Origin of the sequence: Mycobacterium sp. 050128, from assembly GCF_036409155.1 — a bacterium.
In the GTDB taxonomy this organism is placed as follows: Bacteria; Actinomycetota; Actinomycetes; order Mycobacteriales; family Mycobacteriaceae; genus Mycobacterium.
On record NZ_JAZGLW010000001.1, the window covers coordinates 2,914,824 to 2,936,079 of the forward strand.

The following is a 21,256-nucleotide window of genomic DNA, read 5'->3' on the forward strand; positions in this document are numbered from 1 at the left end:
GTTACCTAGCTGCTCGGCCGGAACTGGTGCAGCACAAGACCTTCCGAACCGGGACCGTCGAAGGACCGGTAGAAGACCTCGACCGGCATTCCGACGGTGACGTCCGCCGGGTCGATGTCACAGAGATTCGATACCAGCCGCACGCCCTCGGCGAGCTCCACCAGCACCACGATGTAGGGGTACTCGAAGAAGGGAAACTTGGGTTCGTGCGGCATCACGTAGCTGTAGACGGTGCCGCGGCCCGACGATTCGATGGCCTCCCACTCCAGCGAACGGCAGTGGGGGCACATGGGCCGTGCCGGATTGCGCAGCGTTGCGCATCCCTTGCAGCGCTGGATCAGCAGCTTGTGCTCGCGCAGCCCGTTCCAGAAGAACTCGGTGTCCGGACTGATCGCCGGTGCCAGGCGGGTGCTCATGAGTTCTCCGGCTTGAAACGCAGTACCCGGAATCGTTGCCGGCCCAGCACTTCGCCGTTTTGATCGGAATACGTGATCACCCAGGTCAGGAAGAAGCCGGACCCTTTCGCGGTCTTCTTCTCGTCGGAGACTTCCTCGAACACCGACGTCGCGCTGATCACGTCGCCCAGCCGGGGATAGCGTTCGATCTCGAATTCCGAGTTGGTCGCGACCGTGCTGCTGTATCCGGCTTCGTCCAGGAACGCCGTGGGGTTGTTCGTGATCTCCATCGGTGCCCCGCCGCGCTCGCCGATCCCCTCCAGCTTGGGCGACGGCATCGTCCAGGTCTGCAGCATGACCGGCGGCGACACGATGCCGCCGAACCGCGAGGCTGCCGCGAACTCCGGATCGAGGTACACCGGGTTCATGTCGTCCAGCGCGTACGCCCAATGCCGGATCATCGGCTGATTCACCGGATCCGGTGCCACCGTGGGCTTTCCGCTCCCCCCGGTCGGCTTGTTCACGAGCCCCCGCAACTTGGCGAGGAACTCGGGATCGTGGTTGGTCACTTGCTGGATCCTCCTGACTGTTCCTGAGCAGGTTGGGGCGCCCGCAGGTCACGTGGTGCTCGAGGCATGCCCAATCCCGCCATGGCGATGATGTCACGCTGAATTTCGTTGGCCCCGCCGCCGAACGTGTTGATGACCGCGAACCGGTACGCGGACTCCAGCGCCCCGCGTAGTGGCGCGTCGTTGCCCGTGCGTACTCCGTTGTGGTCGAGCACCTCCAGCAGTTGGCGGGCGACCTGCTGGGTGAGTTCGGTGCCGAACACCTTGGCAGCCGAGGCCTCGCCCATGTTGAGCACGCCCTTCGTCATCGCCGCGTTCACCCGCACGTTCACCAGTTTGTACGCGGCAACCTGCGCCTCGACCCGGGCCAGTGTCTGCCGAACCCACGGCTGGTCGATCACCTGCCCGTCGTCGAGCTGCGTGGTGCGGGCCCAGTCCAGGGTCTTCTCGAAGAGCGGCTCGAGTGCGCCGAGGTTACCCAGGGCCGCGCGTTCGAAATTCAGCTGCGTGGTGATCAGTTGCCAGCCCTGGTTCTCGCCGCCGACCAGCGCGCTCGCCGGGACCCGCACGTTGTCGTAGAACGTGTAGAAGGTGGAGACACCGGGCATGGTCGGCAGCGGCTGCCAGGAGAATCCGGGTGACGAGGTGGGCACGATGAGGATGGAAATCCCTTTGTGTTTCTTGGCATTCGGATCGGTGCGCGCCGCCAGCCAGATGTAGTCGGCGTACGCGGCGCCGCTGGTGAACATCTTCTGTCCGTTGATCACGTACTCGTCACCGTCGCGCACCGCGGTCGTGCATACCGACGCCAGGTCGCTGCCGGCTCCCGGCTCGGAATAGCCGATCGCGAATTCGACGCTGCCGTCGAGAATTGACGGCAGGAACTTCTGTTTCTGTTCCTCGGTACCGCACTGCATCAGGGTCGGTCCGACCGTGTTAAGCGTCACCAGCGGGATCGGAGCGTCGACCCGGCGCGCCTCCTCGGAGAAGATGAATTGCTCGATCGCCGAGAAGCCGCGTCCGCCATACTCTTTGGGCCAGCCCACGCCGAGCAGGTTCGCCTCGGCCAGGGCGCGCACGCACTCCCGCACCTCCGGACCGCCCTCGACGCGGTCCTTGATCGCGTCGGTGCGCTCGGGCGTCATCACCTCTTCCAGTGTGGCGCGGAACTCGGCGCGCAGCTTTTCCTGCTCCGGTGTGTACTCGAGGTGCATTGCTCAGCCGCTCATCCCGAGTCGCACCGGCATGCGCTTCACCCCGGGCACCATCGTGGCCCGCATTCGATCGACCTCACCCGCCAGCTCGATCGTAGGGAAGCGCCGCAGCAGCTCGTCGAACATCACGGTTGCCTCCAGGCGCGCCAATTGCGCGCCGATGCAGGAATGCTCACCGCACCCGAACGCGATGTGCGGGTTCGGATGCCGGGTCACTTTGAATTCCTCTGAGTCGGAACCGAATATGTCCTCGTCCCGGTTCGCCGAGCCGTACAGCATCACCACCACCTCGCCGGCGCGGATCTGCTGACCGCGAATCTCGACGTCGGCCGTGGCGGTGCGGGCCATATGGACCACCGGGCTGTTCCACCGCAACATCTCTTCGACGGCCAGCGGGATCAGCGTCCGGTCCTCGACCAGCAGGCGGTGCTGGTCGGGATGCGTGATCAGCGCCAGCGTGCCCAGCGCGATCAAATTCCGGGTGGTCTCGTTTCCGGCCACCAGTAGCAGGAACGCGAAGTTGAGCAGGTCTTCGTCGGTGAGCCGTTGCTCGTCGATCTCGGCGCCGGCCAACACCGACAGCAAGTCGTCGCGCGGTTGTATGCGCCTGGCGGCGATCAGCTGCTGGAAGTACTCGTAGAGTTGCCCGGCCGCCACCATCGGGTCGAGCTCGATCTCCGGATCGGCCGTGCCGGTGGCCGCATCCGACCAGGCCCGGAACTGCTCCCAGTCGTCGGGCGGGGCGCCGATGAGCTCGGCGATCATCCGGGTGGGCAGCGGTGCGGCAATCTGTTCGGCGAACTCGTGGACCGAACCCGGCTCAACGCCGTCGAGGATGCCCGCCACGATCTCACGGATCTTTCCCTCGAGCACCGAAACCCGGCGCCGGCTGAATCCCGAGTTGATCAACTTGCGCATCTGCCGGTGGCGCGGCGGGTCGGTGAAGATGAGGCCGCCCAGCTGCACCGGGTCGGGAATCTGCGGGTCGGGGATGCTGATGCCTTTGGTGGAGGTGAACAGGGCCGGGTTGCTCGACACAAAGCGGATGTCCTCGTATTTCAGCAGCGCCCAGAAGTTGGTGACGTCGTTCCAGCACACCGGTGCCGTCGCGCGCAGCTCCCGGTACGCCGGATAGGGATCGCCCGCGTAGAAGTCGGGTGAATGCAGTGGGACAGTGGTCTGCACGGCCGGGCCTCCTAGAACCAGCGGGATCACTATCCGACAGATTGTCGCAATGTGTCCTGCGACGTTGTGTCTACTCTGGCCTGCCCGACGCTGTCAATACGTGCGCAACGCGGTGTAATACCCCGGAATTCACGCAATTGGTGATTGACGTCACAGGTGCATGGGTGTACACCAGGTGTTTAGATGACCGACCGTCGGGTGAGGACGCAGATGACCGAGCTACAAACTCCGAAAACGCTTGTCGACACCTACCAGCTGTATATCGACGGTAACTGGGTCGAGCCGGCCGACGGTCGCTACGAGGACATCTCCCCGGCCAGTGAGCAGGTGATCGCGAACGCACCCGACGCGAGCGTCGCACAGGTCGGCGACGCGATCGCGGCCGCGCGGCGTGCCTTCGACAGCGGACCGTGGGGCACGATGAGCGCCGAGCAGCGCGCCGGGTGTCTCAGTCAGCTCGGCGATGCGCTGATGAAACACGCCGACGACTTCTTCGCGCTCTCGCAAGTGGAGTGGGGCTGCATCGCCAACGAGCGGATGATGCAGATCGACGGCGCCGGGTTCATGTCCATGTACGCCGCCCAGCTCGCCACCCAGCTGACCGACCAAGAGGTCAGCGGGATGGGCGCGGGAACCACGGTGCTGCGCCATCAGCCGCTGGGCGTGGTCTCCGTGCTGACGCCGTGGAACTTCCCGCACTGCCTCAACGTGATGAAGCTCAACCATGCCCTTGCCGCGGGAAACACGGTCGTGCTCAAGCCGTCACCGCTGACGCCCTTGGCCGGACTTGCCCTCGCGCGGATCATCGACGAATACACCGACATACCACCGGGTGTCGTCAACGTGGTCACGCCGTCGGGCGTCGAGGCCGCCAAGCTGCTGACCACCGATCCGCGAATCGACATGGTCAGCTTCACCGGCAGTTCGGTCGTCGGCCGCCAGGTGATGTCCGCCGCCGGGGACACGATGAAGAGGCTTCTGCTCGAGCTCGGTGGCAAGTCGGCGAGCATCGTTCTCGACGACACCGAGATCACCGACGAGATGCTGCAGCAGATGCTGTTCGACGGCTGCTCGCTGCACGCCGGGCAGGCCTGCATCCTGCACAGCCGGCTGCTGCTTCCCGATTCGCTGCACGACGAGGTGGTCGATCGGCTGGCCGCATTGGCGGGGGCGGTCAAGGTCGGCGACCCCACCGATCCCGACGTGCAGATGGGTCCGCTGATCAGCGCCGCGCAACGGGATCGGGTCGAGGCGCACGTGGCCGGCGCGCGCAGCGAGGGGGCCAAAGTGGTGACCGGCGGGCGTCGTCCGCCCGGCCTGCACTCCGGTTTCTACTTCGAGCCCACGATCCTGACCGGTGTCGAGCCGAATTCGACTATCGCGCAAGAGGAAGTGTTCGGTCCGGTGATGACGGTGCTGCGCTACCGCGACGAGGAGGATGCGATCGCGATCGCGAACAACTCGCAGTACGGGCTCTCCGGCGCGGTGTGGGGTGCCGACGTGGATCGCGCTGCCCGCGTCGCGCGTCGCATCCGGACCGGGCAGGTCGCCGTCAACGGCTGCAGCCCGGGTGGCGCGCCGTTCGGCGGCTTCAAACTGAGCGGACTGGGCCGCGAGGGCGGTGGCCTCATCGGCGTCCATCAATACATGGAACAGATGGCCATCGGGGTTCCCGCGTGACGGGACCCCTCACCGGGCTCCACGTCGTCGAAATCGCCAACCAGATCGCAGGTCCTTACGCCGCAAAGCTTTTCGTAGACCTCGGCGCCGAGGTCACCAAGATCGAGCCGCCCGCCGGGGATCCGCTGCGCCGCTGGGGCCCGTTCGGAGATGCCGACTCGGCATGCGGCGGCTTGTTCGGATACCTCAATGCGGGCAAGAGCGGTGCCACCCTTGATCTCGATGAGCCGAAAAGCGTTGCGGCCGCCCGCGAACTGATCGCCGGCGCGCATCTGCTGGTGGAGAACTTCGCACCCGCAACGCTGGACGGCTGGGGCCTCGGCATCGATACCCTGCAACAGCTCAACCCGAACCTGGTGGTGCTGCGTATTTCTCACTGCGGCCAGTCGGGACCGATGCGGGACCGGCCGATGACGCCGCTGACCTTGCAGGCGGCATCGGGCTGGATCAGTAGCCGGGATCCCGACCGCCCACCGGTGCAGGTCGGTGGCCGGATCTCCGAATATGTCGCGGGGTCCTACGGGGCACTGGGAGCGCTGACCGCGCTGCGCATGCGGTCCGTCGGCCGGATCCGCGAGGTGGACGTGTCGCAGGTCGAGGCGTTGCTGTCGACGCTGCCCTATCCGATGCTGATGGCGCAGCGGATGAAACGACTTGGGCTGCCGGCGAATATGCGCTCGGCACCGATGCTGGGAGTGGTGCGGGCCGCCGACGGCTGGGTGGGCATCAACTGCCTGACGGGCCAGCACTGGCTCGACGTGTGCGCGATGCTCGGGCTGCCCGAGTACGGCGAGCAGCAGATCGCGATCATGCTGGGCGGTCCCGAACGCGACGAATTCTTCGCCAAGGCCGAGCCGATGCTTGCTGCGCAGACGGTAGCCGAGATCGTCGAACTGGGCCAGGCGCTGCGGATTCCGGCCGCCCCGGTCAACGACGGCGCCAGCGTACTGGAGTGCCCGCAGTACGCCAAGCGCGGATTCTTCGTCGAATCCGGTTCGCATCGACGCCCCGGGCCGCCCTACCGGTTCTCGAAAACGCCTGTGCCGCAACCAGGCCCGCCGCCACGCCTGGGGGCAAGGCCCGCCCCGTGGTCCACCGCGGGCCAACCGCTGTCGCCGGCAGCAGGCGAGGTGCCGTTCGCCGGATTGCGGGTGCTGGATCTGACCACGTTTTGGGCGGGCGCGTATCTGACCTGCTACCTCGGCGCGTTCGGCGCCGACGTCGTCAAGGTCGAATCGATCCAGCGGCCCGACGGCCACCGCTACTCGGGGGCGTTCGCCTACGAGGGCGACGATTGGTACGAGCGCAGTCCCATCTGGCAGGGCACCAACCTCAACAAGCGCGACCTGACGCTAGACCTGACTTCGCGGCGTGGCCTCGAGATCGCCCGCCGGCTCGCCGCTGCGGCCGATGTCGTGGTGGAGAATTTCTCGCCGCGCGTGGTGGAGAACTTCGGACTGGATTACGACGCGCTGACCGCGCTGAACCCCGACGTGATCATGATACGGATGCCCGGCTACGGATTGGCCGGCCCGTGGCGCGACTACGTCGGCTGGGCCCTGAACTTCGAGCAGACCGCCGGCATGTCGGCGATCACCGGCTATCCCGACGGGCCGCCCTGCAATCCGCAGGGCCCGGCCGACCCGATCGTCGGGGTGCACGCAGCAGTCGCGCTGCTCGCCGCGCTCGAACACCGCAGCCGGACCGGCGCAGGGCAGCTGATCGAAGTCGCCCAAATCGAGGTCGCCGCGGCCGTGACCGCCGAGCCGGTGATCGAGTACTCGATGAACGGGGTCGTCTCGTCCCGGCAAGGCAACCGTCAGCGCGGCTACCTGCAGGGCGTCTATCCGACCGCCGCCGACGGTGCGTGGGTTGCGATATCGCTGCCCGGCGACGAGACGATCGACCACGACGTCTTCGACGAGCTGGTTGCCGCCTGGACCCGCGCGCAACAGCCCGCTGACATCATCAAAAGTCTTGTAAAGCAGGGCATTCCGGTTGAGCAGGTGATCACCGGCGAGCAGATGTATGACCCCGAGTTCATCGGCGCCCAGCTCGACGCGCGTGGCTTCTACGAAGAGTTCGAACATCCGATCACCGGCCCGCACCGCTATCCCGGCTGGCCGTTTCGCATCAGTCCCGGCCCAGACCGCCACCACCGCGGCGCGCCGCCGACACTGGGGCAGCACAACAACGAGATCCTGCGTGGTCTCGGTCTGTCCGACGACGAGGTGGCCGCGCTGCGCGATCAGCGGGTGATCGGCGAGCGGGTGCGCGGCGCCTAGCCGCCGAACCGCACCGGCATGCGGGTCACCAACGGCAACATGGTGGCCGGCATCCGGTCCACCTCGCCGCCCAGCTCCAGATCGGGAAAGCGGCCCAGCAGCTCGCCGAAAAACACCGTCGCCGTGAGACGGGCCAATTGCGCACCGACACAAGCATGTTCACCGGAGCCGAAGGCGATGTGCGGGTTCGGACTCCGGGTCACCTTGAATTCTTCGGCGTCGGAACCGAATACGTCCTCGTCACGGTTGGCCGACCCGTACAGCATCACCACTAATTCACCCTCGGCGATCCGCTGACCGCGAATCTCGGCGTCGGCCGTGGCGGTGCGGGCCATGTGCGTCACGGGGCTGGTCCAGCGCAACATCTCCTCGACGCCCCCGGGGACCAACGTCGGATCGTCGACGAGTAGCCGGCGTTGGTCGGGGTGCGCGATCAGCGCCAGCGTGCCGAGCGCGAGCAGGCTGCGGGTGGTTTCGATTCCGGAGGCCAGCAGCAGGAACGAAAAGTCAAGCAGCTCTTCGTCACTGAGCCCAAGCCCGTCGGCCCGCGCGCCGGCCAGCACCGCCAACACGTCGTCGCCACCGGCGGTGCGGCTGGCCGCGACCAGCTGGCGGATGCAGTGATAGAGCCGGCCCGCGGTCTCGAAGGCGTCGAGATCGTGGTTGGCGCCGGCGGTGGCGATCACCGTATCCGTCCAGGCCCGGAATTGCTCGCGGTCCTCGCGCGGAACACCGAGTAGTTCGGCGATCACGCGCGCCGGCAGGGGAGCGGCAATGGTATCGACGAAGTCGTGTACCGAGCCCGGCTCGATGCCGTCCAGCAACCCGCCCACGATCTCGCGGATCGCCGGTTCCAGCAGCGCGCCTTGGCGGCGGGTGAATCCGGCGTTGATCAGCTTGCGCAGCTGCCGGTGCCGCGGCGGGTCGGTGAAGATGAGGCTGCTTTCCTGCACGGGATTCGGCATGCCCGGCGCGGGAATGTTGATGCCGTGGGTGGAGGTGAACAGCGCCGGGTTCGTCGACACGAAGCGGATGTCGTCGTAGCGCAGCAGCGCCCAGAACTTGGCGACGTCGTTCCAGCACACCGGTGCCGTCGCGCGTAGCTCTTGGTAGCAGGGGTAGGGATCGCCCGCGTAGAAGTCGGGGGAGTGCAACGGAAACGAACTCTGCATGGCAAAGCCTCCCTGACCCGGTCGAGCAGCACCCTACCGAAGGCGATGCGACACCGGCGTGAGCCTTTCGTAAACGGCTTGTCACATGCCAAGCTGCTGACATGGTCATCGAGATCGCCCGTCCGAAGCTCGAAGGAAACGTCGCCGTCGGCGACGACCGCCAAATCGGGTTCGCCGAATTCGGTGACCCCCTGGGCCGGGCGGTGTTCTGGCTGCACGGCACCCCGGGTGCCCGCCGGCAAATTCCGACCGAGGCCCGCGTCTACGCCGAAGAACACGGCATCCGGCTGATCGGGCTGGATCGGCCGGGGATCGGCTCGTCGACGCCGCACCGCTACGAGAACATCCGGGCGTTCGCCGATGACCTGGGCACGATCGCCGACACCCTCGGTATCGACAAGATGGCCGTCATCGGCCTGTCCGGCGGGGGCCCGTACGCACTCGCCTGTGCCGCGGTGCTGCCCGATCGCGTCGTGGCGGCCGGGGTGCTCGGGGGCGTCGCGCCGTTCGTCGGCGACGAAGGGATCAGCAGCGGTCTGATGAACCTGGGCAAGCGGGTGGCGCCGTTGTTGCGGCTGGGCGGCGACCCGCTGCGGATCGGCGCCAGCCTGATGGTCCGGGCCATCCGTCCGGTCGCGAACACCGCGCTGTATCTGTATGCCGCGATATCGCCGGAAGCCGACCGGCGGCTGCTCACCCGGCCCGAGTTCGGCGCCATGTTCCTGGACGATTTGCTCAACGGCAGCCGCAAACAGCTCGCGGCCCCGTTCAACGACGTCATCCTGTTCGTCCGGGACTGGGGGTTCCGGCTCGACGAGGTCAAGGTCCCGGTCCGGTGGTGGCACGGCGACAGCGACCACATCGTGCCCTTTGCCCACGGCCAGCACGTGGCGTCCAAGCTGGCGGACTGCGAATTGTTCGTGCTGCCCGGCGAAAGTCATCTGGCCGGGCTGGGCCGCGGCGAAGAGATCCTGGCCACGCTGATGAAAATATGGGACGAGCAGGCCTGACGGCGCATAGCCGACAAGTCTCGGTAGCCTGCTGAGGTGCTGCTCGCCTCGCTGAATCCCGCTGCCGTGACCGCCACCGACATCCCCGACGCGGTCAAGATCGACGGCGCCGTATTGAGTCGCAGCGACCTGGTCGGCGGTGCCACGTCGGTGGCCGAACGCGTCGCCGGGGCGGACCGGGTCGCGGTCCTGGCCACCCCGAGCGTGTCGACCGTGCTGGCGGTCACCGGCTGCCTGATCGCCGGCGTCCCGTTCGTCCCGGTGCCCTCCGATGTCGGCGCGGCCGAACGCAAGCACATGCTGACCGACTCCGGCGCGCAGGCCTGGTTGGGACCCGAGCCTGACGAGCCCGAAGGGCTGCCGCACATCCCGGTACGACTGCACGCGCGCTCCTGGCATCGCTATCCCGAGCCGGCGCCCGAGGCCACCGCAATGGTCATCTACACCTCCGGCACCACGGGAGCGCCCAAGGGCGTCGTGGTGAGCCGCCGCGCCATCGCCGCCGACCTGGATGCGCTGGCGCAGGCCTGGCAGTGGACTCCCGACGATGTACTGGTGCACGGCTTGCCGCTGTTTCACATCCACGGCTTGGTGCTGGGTCTGCTCGGGTCGCTGCGGATGGGAAATCGCTTCGTACACACCGGAAAACCGACACCGGCCGGCTATGCGAAGGCCCACACGGAGTCCGGTGGCACCCTGTACTTCGCGGTGCCGACGGTGTGGTCGCGGGTGGCGGCCGATCAGACGGCGGCCGAGACATTGCGATCGGCACGGCTGCTGGTGTCCGGTAGCGCGGCGCTTCCGATACCGGTGTTCGACCGGCTGGAACAGCTGACCGGGCACCGGCCCATCGAACGCTACGGCGCCTCGGAGTCGTTGATCACGGTGTCGACGCGCGCCGACGGTGAACGCCGCCCGGGCTGGGTCGGGCTGCCGCTGAGTGGCGTCGAGACCAGACTGCTCGACGACGCCGGCGACCCCGTCCCGCACGACGGGGAAACGGTTGGCAAGCTTGCGGTTCGGGGCCCGACCCTGTTCGACGGGTACCTGAATCGGCCGGAGGCCACCGCGGAGGTTTTCGATGCCGACGGTTGGTACTCCACCGGCGATGTCGCGGTCATCGACGGCGAGGGAATGCACCGCATCGTCGGCCGCGAATCGGTTGACCTGATCAAATCGGGGGGATATCGCATTGGCGCAGGCGAAATCGAGACATCGCTATTGGGGCACCCCGGCGTGCAGGAGGCGGCCGTTGTCGGAATGCCCGACGACGACCTGGGCCAGCGCATCGTCGCGTTCGTGGTCGGCGCTTCCGATCTCAACGCCGACGAACTGATTAACTTTGTCGCCCAAGACCTTTCGATACACAAACGCCCGCGCGAGGTGCGGTTCGTGGACGCGTTGCCGCGCAACGCGATGGGCAAGGTCGTCAAGAAGCAGTTGCTGTCCGAGGGATGAGACGTAGAGCCGGTTCTGGTATGCAGGCAAACACACCAAAGGGACAGGTGAGGACGGGCCATGGGTGAGTCGATCCGCGCGGCGGGTGCTGCGACGACGATCGCGGACCAGCCGCGCGCCACCCCGATGGCGCGGGTCGCGATCTCGTGTCTGGTCGGCTCGGCAATCGAGTTCTACGACTTCCTGATCTACGGCACCGCGGCGGCGCTGGTGTTTCCCGCCGTGTTCTTTCCGAACCTCACACCCGGCATGGCGATGATCGCCTCGATGGGAACGTTCGCCACGGCATTTTTGTCGCGACCCATCGGCGCGGCCGTCTTCGGGTACTTCGGCGACCGGCTGGGCCGCAAGAAGACGCTGATCTCCACGTTGCTGATCATGGCCGTGGCCACCGTGAGTGTCGGCCTGGTTCCCAGCACCGCGTCCATCGGGATGGCGGCGCCGTTGATCCTGATGGGGCTGCGGCTGCTGCAGGGTTTTGCGGTGGGCGGCGAATGGGCCGGGTCGGCGTTGTTGAGCGCCGAATACGCCCCGGGCGGTCGACGTGGTTTGTACGGCATGTTCACCCTGCTGGGCGGCGGTGTCGCCGGAGTGCTGAGCAGCCTGACCTTCCTCGGCGTGAACGTCACGATCGGCGAATACAGCCCCGAGTTTCTGCAGTGGGGATGGCGGATACCGTTCCTGATCAGCTCGGTGTTGATCGCACTGGCGTTGTACGTGCGGCTCAACATCGACGAGACTCCGGTGTTCGCCGAGGAAAAGTCACGCGACCTGGTGCCGAAAGCGCCGCTGGCCGAGGTGTTTCGCCTGCAGGGCCGGGAGATCGTGTTGGCCGCCGGCAGCGTGCTGTGCACGATGGCGTTCTGCTACATGGGCAACACGTATTTCACGATGTATGCGCACACGCACCTGGGTTACACGCGCGGCTTCATCTGGTCGATCGGCGTGCTGAGCGGTCTGGTGAGCATCGCGTCGGTAATCGCGTCGGCGATTCTGAGCGATCGATTCGGCCGGCGCCGGATCATGTTGGTGGGCTGGGCGGCCTGTGTGCCGTGGGCGTTCGTGGTGATCCCCCTGATCGACACCGGCGATAAGGCCTTGTATGCGGTTGCGATTGTCGGCACCTTCGCGATCTCCGGGATCGGCAGCGGACCCATCGGAGCCTTTATCCCCGAACTCTTCGCGACCCGTTACCGCTATAGCGGCTCGGCACTGGCGATCAACCTGGCCGGCGTCTTCGGTGGAGCGCTTCCGCCGCTGATCGCCGGGACGCTGCTGGCGACCTACGGCGGCTGGTCGATCGGGGTGATGCTGGCTGCCCTCGCGTTGACCAGCCTGGTCTCGGCCTATCTGCTGCCCGAAATGCACGGGACGTCGCTGTAGCTCAGTTGGCGTGCAGGTCCTCGTTCAGCGCAATGCCCTGACCGCCGCGGGCCACCACTTCCACGGCACCGCTGACCGAATTGCGGCGGAACAACAGGTTGTTGCCGCCCGACAGCTCGAGTGCCTTCATCGTTTTGGCCTCGGGCGTAATGACTTTGGTGCCGGCCGTGACATACAGGCCGGCTTCGATGACGCAGTCGTCGCCCAGCGAGATGCCCAGGCCCGCGTTGGCGCCGAGCAGACACCTCTTGCCGATCGAAATGACTTCGGTGCCACCGCCGGACAGTGTGCCCATGATCGAGGCGCCGCCGCCGATGTCGGAGCCGTCGCCCACCACCACGCCGGCCGAGATGCGGCCTTCGACCATCGACGTGCCCAGCGTGCCGGCGTTGTAGTTGACGAAACCTTCGTGCATCACCGTGGTGCCGGATGCGAGGTGCGCGCCCAGGCGCACCCGGTCGGCGTCGGCGATGCGGACCCCGGTGGGCATCACGTAGTCGACCATCCTCGGGAACTTGTCGACGCCGTAGACGGTCACCTGCCCCTTGCGGCGCAGCCGCGCGCGGACCGTCTCGAAACCCTCGATCGCGCAGGGTCCGTGGTTAGTCCACACCACATTGGTCAACACCCCGAACAAGCCGCCGGCGTTCAGCCCATGCGGCGCGACCAGGCGGTGCGACAGCAGATGCAGCCGCAGGTAGGCGTCGTAGGCGTCGGCGGCCACCTCGTCGAGTGAGCCGATAACCGTGCGCACGGCCACGGTTTCGGTGTTGCGGTCGTCGTCGCGTCCGACCAGTGCGGCCAGCTCCGGCGGAACATCGGACAGCGCGAGGCGCGACGTGCCGCTGGTGTCCGACTCCGTCAGTTCCGGTGCGGGAAACCACGTGTCGAGGATCGATCCGTCGGAAGCCAGCGTCGCCAGCCCGATACCTGCAGCTCCAGTCACGGCGGTCAGGTTACTTGCCGCGCCGAGCAGACGGATAGCCTGGTTGCGTGCTGGACTTGCATTCCGATCCGATCGAGTTGACCGCGGCGCTGGTCGACATCCCCAGCGAGTCGCGAGACGAAGCACGCATCGCCGACGAGGTGGAGGCCGCGCTGCGCGCCCAGACCACCGGCTTCGAGATCGTCCGCAGCGGCAACGCGGTGCTGGCGCGCACCCAGCGAAACCTGCCGTCGCGGGTGCTGCTGGCCGGCCATCTCGACACCGTCCCGGTTGCCGACAACCTGCCCAGCCATCGCTGCACCGGCGCCGAAGGCGATGTGCTGCACGGCTGTGGCACTTCGGACATGAAATCCGGCGACGCCGTCTTTCTGCATCTGGCCGCCACGGTGGCCGAACCGGCACACGATCTGACGCTGGTGCTCTACGACTGCGAGGAAATCGACGCGGCTGCAAACGGTTTGGGCCGCATCGAGCGCGAGCTGCCGGACTGGTTGGCCGCCGACGTCGCGATCCTGGGCGAGCCCACCGGCGGCTACATCGAGGCCGGCTGCCAGGGGACGCTGCGAGTTGTGGTCAGCGCCACCGGAACTCGCGCGCACTCGGCGCGGTCATGGTTGGGCGACAACGCAATTCACAAACTCGGTACGGTGCTGGACCGGTTGGCCTCGTACCAGGCTCGGACGGTCGACATCGACGGCTGCCAATACCGCGAAGGCCTCTCGGCGGTGCGGGTCGACGGCGGCGTCGCCGGCAACGTGATTCCCGACGCCGCCTCGGTCACCGTCAATTACCGCTTCGCCCCCGACCGGTCGCTCACCGAGGCGCTGCAACACGTGCACGACGTGCTGGACGGAATCGACGTGCGGATCGAGCAGACCGACGGCGCGGCGGGAGCGCTACCCGGGTTGTCGCGGCCGGCCGCCAAGGCGCTGGTCGAGGCCGCCGGTGGGCAGGTGCGCGCCAAGTACGGCTGGACGGACGTGTCCCGATTCGCCGCCCTGGGCATCCCGGCGGTCAACTTCGGGCCCGGCGACCCCAACCTGGCGCACACCCGCGACGAGCGGGTACCCGTCGCCGCGATCACCGCCGCCGTGGACATGCTGCGGGGATACCTGGGCGGCTAAGCGCACTGCTGGGCCTGCGCGGCCGCATTGGCGGCCGCGGCGTGCAGACCGACCGCCGTCAGCTCCCCGGCCACCGCGCGCAGCGCGTCGCCGTCGTTGGTCGCCAGCGCCTTGGCATGCGCCAGCGCGAGCTGTCCCGCCACGCAGTCGACCTCGTCGCACAGCCGGGCCAGCGGATCCACCGCGCGGATGTCGCCGAGGCGGACGGCCTCGTGCCAGACGCGAAGCGCCACCGCCGACTGCCCGCGCCGTTCGGCCATCCGGGCCGCGTCGCGGGCCGCCGAAATCGCCCCGTGCGAGTCGCGCGCGGCGGCCAGCCGCCAGGCCCGGGCCACGCCCAGCTCGGGGCTGAACAGAGCCGACTTGGTGCCATGCCGAGATTCCGCTCTGCTCAAGGCTTTTGCCGCGGCAGCGATGTCGCCCTGTTGGGCCAGCGCGGTGGCCAGCAGCATCAGCGACAGCGGCCCCCACGAGTAGCCGGTGCGTTCCAGGGCCGCGGCCGCCGGGCCCAACAGCGCGGCGGCATCGGCGAATCGGCCGGCGGCGATCAGCATGTGCGCGAGCAGCACCTCGCCGATCGCGCGGCCGGGCTGCTGCAATTCGGCGAAATCGGTGAATTGCTGCGCCAGTTCGGTCGCCGTTTCGACCCGGCCCGCCATCAGCAGGGTTGTCGTCTCGCCCAGGCCGACCGTGAACCGCAGCAGTCCGGGGTGCTCGGCGTTGCGCGCCCGCTGCGCCAGCGGCTCGACGTCGGCGAACCGGCCTTGGCGCGCCGAACACAGCGTGGCCGCGCTGGCCGCCCAGGCCACCGCCTGGTCGTCGGCGGCCGGTGAGTCCAGCACCCGGTGCGCGATCTCGACGGCACCCTCGACGTTGCCCGCATTCATCGCGAAGGTGGCGCTGAGCGCGTCGAGGGTGAGGCGTCCAGCGACGTCGTCGACCCGATTGCGGATGGTCAGCAGGAACGCGGTGGCCCGCTCCGGCTCGCTGAGCATGAAGAACTGGTTGGCCGCCCGCAGCAGGGTCCAGGCCATCAGTTCGTCTTCTGACAACGCGGCGGAGTCGACGGCGGCCAGCAGTTCCTCTGCCTCTCGGCCCCGGCCCTGAAACGCCAGCGAATTCGCCAGCGGCAGCCGCGCGGCCAGTGCCTGGCCATCCTCGCAGCGCGCCAGCGCGGCGCGGGCGAATCGCTCGCCCAGCGTCAGATCGCCGAGCCGCAGCGCCTGCTGTGCGGCGTCGACGACCTCGGCCACCGGCTGCGGGGCATCGCTGTCCAGCGCCAGGGACGCCAGCCGCAGCCGGTCGCTGAGGTGATCCGACGGATGCAGGGACTGCAGCTCGACCAACTGGGTGCGCCGCCGCCGGGCACCATCGGCGCCCAACGCGGCCCGCACCCGTTCGGAGAACAGGGGGTGGGCGGTGTAGACGACCGGATCTCCCCCGCGAGCGGGAGGTGCCTCCACGGCGTGCTCGTCGCGCACCCGGGTTTCGGCCGCGCCCCACTCCTGCGCCACGGTGACCGCGCCGTCGCCGGCCAGCGCGGTGAGATCGGCCAGCGACAGCGGCTCCTCGACGGCGAGATAGTCGAGCACCGCCCGCGCGGCCGCGGGCAACTCGGCGATGAAGGTGTCGACCTCGGCCGTGCTGGTGGCCTCTCCGGGCGCGTCGACATCGATGCGCTCCAGCAGGCCGTCGGTCCACAGCGCGGCGATCACCTCCGGTGCGGCGTCCGCGCGGGCGGTGACGATCATCCGGCCGGTGCCGCCCAGCGCCAACTGGTAGACGAGGGTGGCCGACAGGATGTCCAGGTTGTGAGCGTCGTCGACGATCAGCAGCAGATCGCCGTGCCGGTCGCGGCTCAACGATGCCCGGGCCGCCCGCAGCAACGCGGCCGGCTTCCCGATGTCGGCCCCGAAACTGGAGAAGTCCACGATATGGCCGAAGGCGCCGAACGGGACCACGCGCTCGGTCGGGGTGCCGGTGACCCAGCGGATGAAAGTGCTCGGGTTGCCGCTGGCGAAGTTCTCGGCGGCCAACCGCGCCAGGGTCGACTTGCCGACACCGTCGGGACCGAGCACCACCGCACCGCGCCGCGCCCCGTCACCCAGAGCGGAGTTCAGTCGTTCCAACGTGGACGCGTGCTGCGGGACGTTCCATCGAATCGGCATCGCCGGATTTTATTGCGGCGCGGTGTCCAGCCGGTGACTAGCCAGCGCGAAAGCCCCGTATGCGCACGGCTCGAAGGGCTTTGGTCTACCTTGGCGACTATGCGCCCCGACGGCGAATCCTCGAGCGAATGGGCAGTCTGCGTCTACTGCGCATCCGGCCCCACACACCGCGAATTGCTTGATCTGGCCAGCGAACTCGGCGAAGCGATCGCCGACCGCGGCTGGACCCTGGTGTGGGGCGGCGGCAACGTTTCGGCGATGGGCGCGGTGGCCAGTGCGGCGCGCGCCCGCGGCGGCAACACGGTCGGCATCATCCCGCGCGAGCTGGTGCGCCGCGAACTTGCCGACGCGAACGCCGGCGAGCTGATCATCACCGACAACATGCGCGACCGGAAGCGGATCATGGAGGACCGCGCCAACGCGTTCATCGCGCTTCCCGGCGGTATCGGCACGCTCGACGAGCTGTTCGAGGCGTGGACGACGGGCTCTTTGGGTATGCACGACAAACCCGTGGTGCTGCTGGACACCTGGGGACACTACGAGGGCTTATGGGTCTGGCTGAACGGCTTGGTCGACCGCGGGTACATCTCGCAGGCAGCGATGGACACGCTGGTGCTGGTCGATAAGGTGAATGACGCAATCGAGGCGTGCGCCCCTGTCTGAGGTCGGCTGCGTCAAGGGGAATCGAGGGAGCACGTGTCCGATCACGCCGGGGGAGCACGCAGCCGGATCGGCCTGACCGACATCGCGTCGGGACTACCGGGCGTACTGGCCGATATGCGGGTGGTCGCTCGCGGCGCGGCGACCGGGCTGTTGGCCCAGCCGGGCTCGCACCGGTCGATCGGTAGCGTGTTCCAGGACCGTGCCGCCCGCTACGGCGACAAGGTCTTCCTGCGCTTCGGTGACCAGCAGCTGACCTACCGCGAGGCCAACGCGGCCGCCAATCGGTATGCCGCGGTGCTGGCCGCGCGCGGGGTCGGCCACGGCGACGTCGTCGGGATCATGCTGCGCAATTCGCCCAATACGGTGCTGGCGATGCTGGCCACCGTCAAGTGCGGGGCCGTCGCCGGAATGCTCAACTACCACCAGCGTGGTGAGGTGCTCGCGCACAGCCTTGGATTGCTCGACGCCAAGGTGCTGATCGCGGAGACCGACCTGGTCAGCGCCGTCGCCGAGTCCGGTTCCGCGGGCACCGCCAACACGCTGACGATCGAAGACCTGGAGCGCTTTGCGGTCGGCGCGGCGGCCACCAACCCGGATTCGGTGGGGGCCGTGCAGGCTCGCGACACCGCCTTCTACATCTTCACGTCGGGCACCACCGGGTTCCCCAAGGCCAGCGTGATGACGCATCTGCGCTGGCTCAAGGCCCTGGCGGCGTTCGGCGGACTGGGGTTGCGGCTGAAGGGCTCCGACACCCTGTACAGCTGCCTGCCCTTGTACCACAACAACGCGCTGACGGTGGCGCTGTCGTCGGCGATCAACTCCGGGGCGACGCTGGCGCTGGGGAAGTCGTTCTCGGCCTCCCGGTTCTGGGACGAGGCCATCGCGTGTGAGGCCACCGCGTTCATCTACATCGGTGAGATCTGCCGTTATCTGCTCAATCAGCCGCCGAAGGACACCGACCGCAAACACAAGGTGCGCCTGATCGCCGGCAACGGATTGCGCCCGGAGATCTGGAAGGATTTCACCCAACGGTTCGGCATCTCGCGGGTGTGTGAGTTCTACGCTTCCAGCGAAGGCAATACGGCGTTCATCAACATCTTCAACGTGCCCGGTTCCACGGGCATCGCGCCGATGCCGCTGGTGTATGTCGAATACGACCCCGACACCGGGGACCCGTTGCGCGACGAGAACGGCCGGGTACGCAGGGTGCCGGCCGGTCAACCCGGTCTACTGCTCAGCCCGATCAACCGGCTGCAGCCGTTCGACGGCTACACCGACAAGGCGTCGAGCGAAAAGAAGTTGGTGCGCAACGCTTTCCGCGACGGCGACTGCTACTTCAACTCCGGCGACGTGATGAGCCCGCAGGGCATGCGGCACGCCGCGTTCGTCGACCGGCTCGGCGACACCTTCCGCTGGAAGGGCGAGAACGTCGCCACCACGCAGGTCGAAGCGGCGGTGGCGTCGGACAAGGCCGTCGAGGAGTGCACCGTCTTCGGCGTCGAAGTGCCGAACACCGGGGGACGTGCCGGAATGGCCGCGGTCCAGTTGCGCGAGGGCGCGGAGTTCGACGGCAAGGCGCTGGCCAGTGCGGTGTACGGGCAGCTGCCGCCCTACGCGCTGCCGCTGTTCGTCCGGGTGGTCAAGACGCTCGAGCACACCACGACGTTCAAGAGCCGCAAGGTGGAGTTGCGCGAGCAGGCCTACGGGCCAGACGTGGCGGATCCGCTCTATGTGCTGGCCGGCCGCGACGAGGGCTATGTGCCGTTCTACGACGAATACCCGGACGAGGTCGCGGCCGGTAAGCGACCGCAAGGCTAAGGCCCTTGGGGGAGCGCACCGGCCAATCAGTTCGAGCCGGTAAGCGACCGCAAGGCTAAGGCCCTTGGGGGAGCGCACCGGCCAATCAGTTCGAGCCGGTAAGCGACCGCAAGGCTAAGGCCTTGGGGGGCCGCACCGTCGTCACGTCTGCGTCGACGGCGTCGAGTCTGCGCACAGCGCGTGTTTCGGCGACGTCGGATAGCCCTGGGTGCAGTCTCGGGAGGGTTGCCTGCTAGGCCTGGTCGCGCCGATTCCGGTGTGCCTGGTGTGACGTCCGATCCGGGGCGGCCTGCCGCCGACGGACCAGGCACTATGGACGTGTGCAGTCAACTCTGTGCGGTCGACCCGTTGCCGGAGATCGCGCGCTGGTCATGGCGATCATCAACCGCACACCGGACTCGTTCTTCGACAAGGGTGCGACCTTCAGCGACGAAGCGGCCCGGGCCGCCGTCCACCGGGCCGTCGTCGACGGCGCCGACCTCATCGACGTGGGCGGGGTCAAGGCGGGCCCGGGCGAGAACGTCGACGCGGACATGGAGATCGCCCGGCTGGTGCCGTTCATCGAATGGTTGCGGGGCGCCTACCCGGACCAGCTGATCAGCGTCGACACCTGGCGTTCCGAGGTCGCCCGACTGGCCTGCGCGGCCGGCGCGGACCTGATCAACGACACCTGGGCCGGCGTCGACCCGGCCCTGCCGGAGGTCGCCGCGGAGCTCGGCGTGGGCCTGGTGTGTTCGCACACGGGCGGCGCCCGGCCGCGCACCCGTCCGTTCCGGGTGAGCTTCGGCACCACCACGCGCGGCGTGGTCGACGACGTGATCCGTCAGGTCACCGGCGCCGCCGAGCGCGCGGTCGCCGCCGGAGTGGCACCCGACCGGGTACTGATCGACCCGACGCACGACATGGGCAAGAACACCTTCCACGGGTTGGTCCTGTTGCGCCACGTGAGCGAACTTGTTAATACCGGATGGCCCGTGCTCATGGCTTTGAGCAACAAGGACTTTGTCGGGGAGACTCTGGGTGTGGAACTGACCGAACGGCTTGAGGGGACACTGGCAGCTACCGCGCTGGCAGCGGCCGCCGGCGTACGCGTATTTCGGGTGCATCAGGTCGCCGAGACGCGACGGGTGCTGGAAATGGTCGCCTCCATCCAGGGCATCCGGCCGCCGGCGCGCACCGTGAGAGGACTGGCATGACGGCATCCGACCTGGTCGCCGGGGAGCTGACCGGCAGTGGGGCCGCCGCGGCGCGGCGGTGGCTGTCGCATCGCAGCTGGAGCCGTCCCACCTGGACGATCAAGCAGCTGGAAGAGGCCAAGGGCGGGCGAACCGTCTCGGTGGTGCTGCCGGCCCTCGACGAGGAACAAACCATCGCCTCGGTCGTCGGCAGCATCTCGCCGCTGGTCCGAGATGATGGAGGGCTGGTCGACGAGCTGATCGTGCTGGACTCCGGCTCCACCGACGAGACGGAGATCCGCGCCATTGCGGCCGGCGCCCGCGTCGTCAGCCGCGAACAGGCCTTGCCGGAGGTCGCGACCCGGCCGGGCAAGGGTGAGGCGTTGTGGCGCTCGCTGGCCGCGACCAGCGGCGACATCGTGGTGTTCGTCGACTCCGACCTGATCAACCCGCACCCCATGTTCGTGCCGTGGCTGCTGGGACCCTTGCTGATCGGCGACGGCATTCATCTGGTCAAAAGCTTCTACCGGCGACCGCTGAGCGTCAGCGAGGCGGGTGGTACCGGCGGCGACGCGGCCACCGGCGGCGGGCGGGTCACCGAGCTGGTGGCCCGGCCCCTGCTGGCGGCGCTGCGACCGGAGCTGGGCTGCGTGCTGCAGCCCCTCGGCGGCGAATACGCGGCCAGCCGTGAACTGCTGACCTCGCTGCCGTTCGCCCCGGGCTACGGCGTGGAGATCGGCCTGCTGGTCGACACCTTCGACCGGTTGGGCCTGGACGCGATCGCCCAGGTCAATCTGGGTGTGCGGGCCCACCGCAACCGGCCGCTGGCCGAGCTGGGCGCGATGAGCCGTCAGGTCATCGCGACCCTGCTGTCGCGCTGCGGCATCCCCGACTCCGGGGTCGGGCTGACGCAGTTCTTCGCCGACGGCGAGGGCTACACCCAGCACACCCGGCCGGTATCGCTGGCCGACCGGCCGCCGATGAACGGGGTCAGGCCTCAATAGGGCCCAC

The 21,256-nt window shown here is 68.0% G+C and carries 17 protein-coding genes; 10 read left to right on the forward strand and 7 right to left on the reverse strand.

Translation table 11 applies throughout. The features are described from left to right. Positions 1-5 precede the first annotated feature (5 nt). The 4 genes from SKC41_RS14135 to SKC41_RS14150 are packed head-to-tail and all read right to left on the reverse strand — an operon-like array spanning position 6 to position 3,363. On the reverse strand, positions 6-416 hold the full coding sequence (locus tag SKC41_RS14135) for a Zn-ribbon domain-containing OB-fold protein (RefSeq protein WP_330978148.1): 411 nt from the start codon (positions 414-416) through the stop codon (positions 6-8). Next, a complete protein-coding gene (locus SKC41_RS14140; RefSeq protein WP_330978149.1) occupies positions 413-964 on the reverse strand; it encodes a MaoC family dehydratase in 552 nt (183 codons plus the stop codon). Before SKC41_RS14140 ends, SKC41_RS14135 begins: the two co-directional genes overlap by 4 nt. Next, entirely contained in the window at positions 961-2,178 is a 1,218-nt protein-coding gene (locus SKC41_RS14145) for an acyl-CoA dehydrogenase family protein (protein ID WP_330978150.1), read from the reverse strand. The genes SKC41_RS14140 and SKC41_RS14145 overlap by 4 nt, the downstream gene beginning before the upstream one ends. Before the next feature lie 3 nt (positions 2,179-2,181). Then, positions 2,182-3,363: a cytochrome P450 gene (locus tag SKC41_RS14150; RefSeq protein WP_330978151.1), complete on the reverse strand. Its 1,182-nt coding sequence runs from the start codon at positions 3,361-3,363 to the stop codon at positions 2,182-2,184. 210 nt (positions 3,364-3,573) lie between these two features. On the opposite strand from SKC41_RS14150, the gene SKC41_RS14155 reads away from it, so the two are divergent. Then, positions 3,574-5,043, forward strand: a complete 1,470-nt coding sequence (locus SKC41_RS14155) for an aldehyde dehydrogenase family protein (RefSeq protein ID WP_330978152.1) — start codon at positions 3,574-3,576, stop codon at positions 5,041-5,043. Continuing rightward, the gene (locus tag SKC41_RS14160; RefSeq protein ID WP_330978153.1) at positions 5,040-7,328 is read left to right on the forward strand and encodes a CaiB/BaiF CoA transferase family protein; all 2,289 of its coding nucleotides are present in this window, start codon (positions 5,040-5,042) and stop codon (positions 7,326-7,328) included. The genes SKC41_RS14155 and SKC41_RS14160 overlap by 4 nt, the downstream gene beginning before the upstream one ends. Here SKC41_RS14160 and SKC41_RS14165 read toward each other — a convergent pair. Next, a complete protein-coding gene (locus tag SKC41_RS14165; protein WP_330978154.1) occupies positions 7,325-8,500 on the reverse strand; it encodes a cytochrome P450 in 1,176 nt (391 codons plus the stop codon). The two genes, SKC41_RS14160 and SKC41_RS14165, sit on opposite strands and share 4 nt — an antisense overlap. A 101-nt stretch (positions 8,501-8,601) precedes the next feature. Between SKC41_RS14165 and SKC41_RS14170 the strand changes: the two genes are divergently transcribed. The 3 genes from SKC41_RS14170 (at position 8,602) to SKC41_RS14180 (ending at position 12,351) form a co-directional block, all read left to right on the forward strand. Beyond that, positions 8,602-9,510, forward strand: a complete 909-nt coding sequence (locus tag SKC41_RS14170; protein ID WP_330978155.1) for an alpha/beta fold hydrolase — start codon at positions 8,602-8,604, stop codon at positions 9,508-9,510. A 36-nt stretch (positions 9,511-9,546) separates the two neighbouring features. After that, a complete protein-coding gene (locus SKC41_RS14175) occupies positions 9,547-10,968 on the forward strand; it encodes an acyl-CoA synthetase (protein WP_330978156.1) in 1,422 nt (473 codons plus the stop codon). A gap of 126 nt (positions 10,969-11,094) precedes the next feature. Next, positions 11,095-12,351 carry an MFS transporter gene (locus SKC41_RS14180; RefSeq protein WP_330978885.1) on the forward strand — a complete coding sequence of 419 codons (1,257 nt, stop codon included), beginning with the start codon at positions 11,095-11,097 and terminating at the stop codon, positions 12,349-12,351. 1 nt (position 12,352) lies between these two features. On the opposite strand, the gene dapD is transcribed toward SKC41_RS14180, so the two are convergent. Next, positions 12,353-13,306 carry a 2,3,4,5-tetrahydropyridine-2,6-dicarboxylate N-succinyltransferase gene (dapD, locus tag SKC41_RS14185; protein ID WP_330978886.1) on the reverse strand — a complete coding sequence of 318 codons (954 nt, stop codon included), beginning with the start codon at positions 13,304-13,306 and terminating at the stop codon, positions 12,353-12,355. A 38-nt stretch (positions 13,307-13,344) separates the two neighbouring features. On the opposite strand from dapD, the gene dapE reads away from it, so the two are divergent. Further along, positions 13,345-14,421: a succinyl-diaminopimelate desuccinylase gene (gene dapE / locus SKC41_RS14190; RefSeq protein ID WP_330978157.1), complete on the forward strand. Its 1,077-nt coding sequence runs from the start codon at positions 13,345-13,347 to the stop codon at positions 14,419-14,421. Here the strand turns inward: dapE and SKC41_RS14195 are convergent. Beyond that, on the reverse strand, positions 14,418-16,589 hold the full coding sequence (locus SKC41_RS14195; RefSeq protein WP_330978158.1) for an AAA family ATPase: 2,172 nt from the start codon (positions 16,587-16,589) through the stop codon (positions 14,418-14,420). The genes dapE and SKC41_RS14195 overlap by 4 nt on opposite strands. A gap of 99 nt (positions 16,590-16,688) precedes the next feature. On the opposite strand from SKC41_RS14195, the gene SKC41_RS14200 reads away from it, so the two are divergent. The 4 genes from SKC41_RS14200 to SKC41_RS14215 all read left to right on the forward strand — a co-directional run bounded on the left by SKC41_RS14200 (position 16,689) and on the right by SKC41_RS14215 (position 21,249). Then, positions 16,689-17,252: a TIGR00730 family Rossman fold protein gene (locus SKC41_RS14200; RefSeq protein WP_330978159.1), complete on the forward strand. Its 564-nt coding sequence runs from the start codon at positions 16,689-16,691 to the stop codon at positions 17,250-17,252. A 33-nt stretch (positions 17,253-17,285) separates the two neighbouring features. After that, positions 17,286-19,070, forward strand: a complete 1,785-nt coding sequence (fadD6, locus tag SKC41_RS14205; RefSeq protein WP_330978160.1) for a long-chain-acyl-CoA synthetase FadD6 — start codon at positions 17,286-17,288, stop codon at positions 19,068-19,070. Positions 19,071-19,441: 371 nt separating this feature from the next. Then, a complete protein-coding gene (gene folP, locus SKC41_RS14210) occupies positions 19,442-20,266 on the forward strand; it encodes a dihydropteroate synthase (RefSeq protein WP_330978887.1) in 825 nt (274 codons plus the stop codon). Continuing rightward, positions 20,263-21,249: a glucosyl-3-phosphoglycerate synthase gene (locus tag SKC41_RS14215; protein ID WP_330978161.1), complete on the forward strand. Its 987-nt coding sequence runs from the start codon at positions 20,263-20,265 to the stop codon at positions 21,247-21,249. The genes folP and SKC41_RS14215 overlap by 4 nt, the downstream gene beginning before the upstream one ends. Positions 21,250-21,256: the final 7 nt, after the last annotated feature.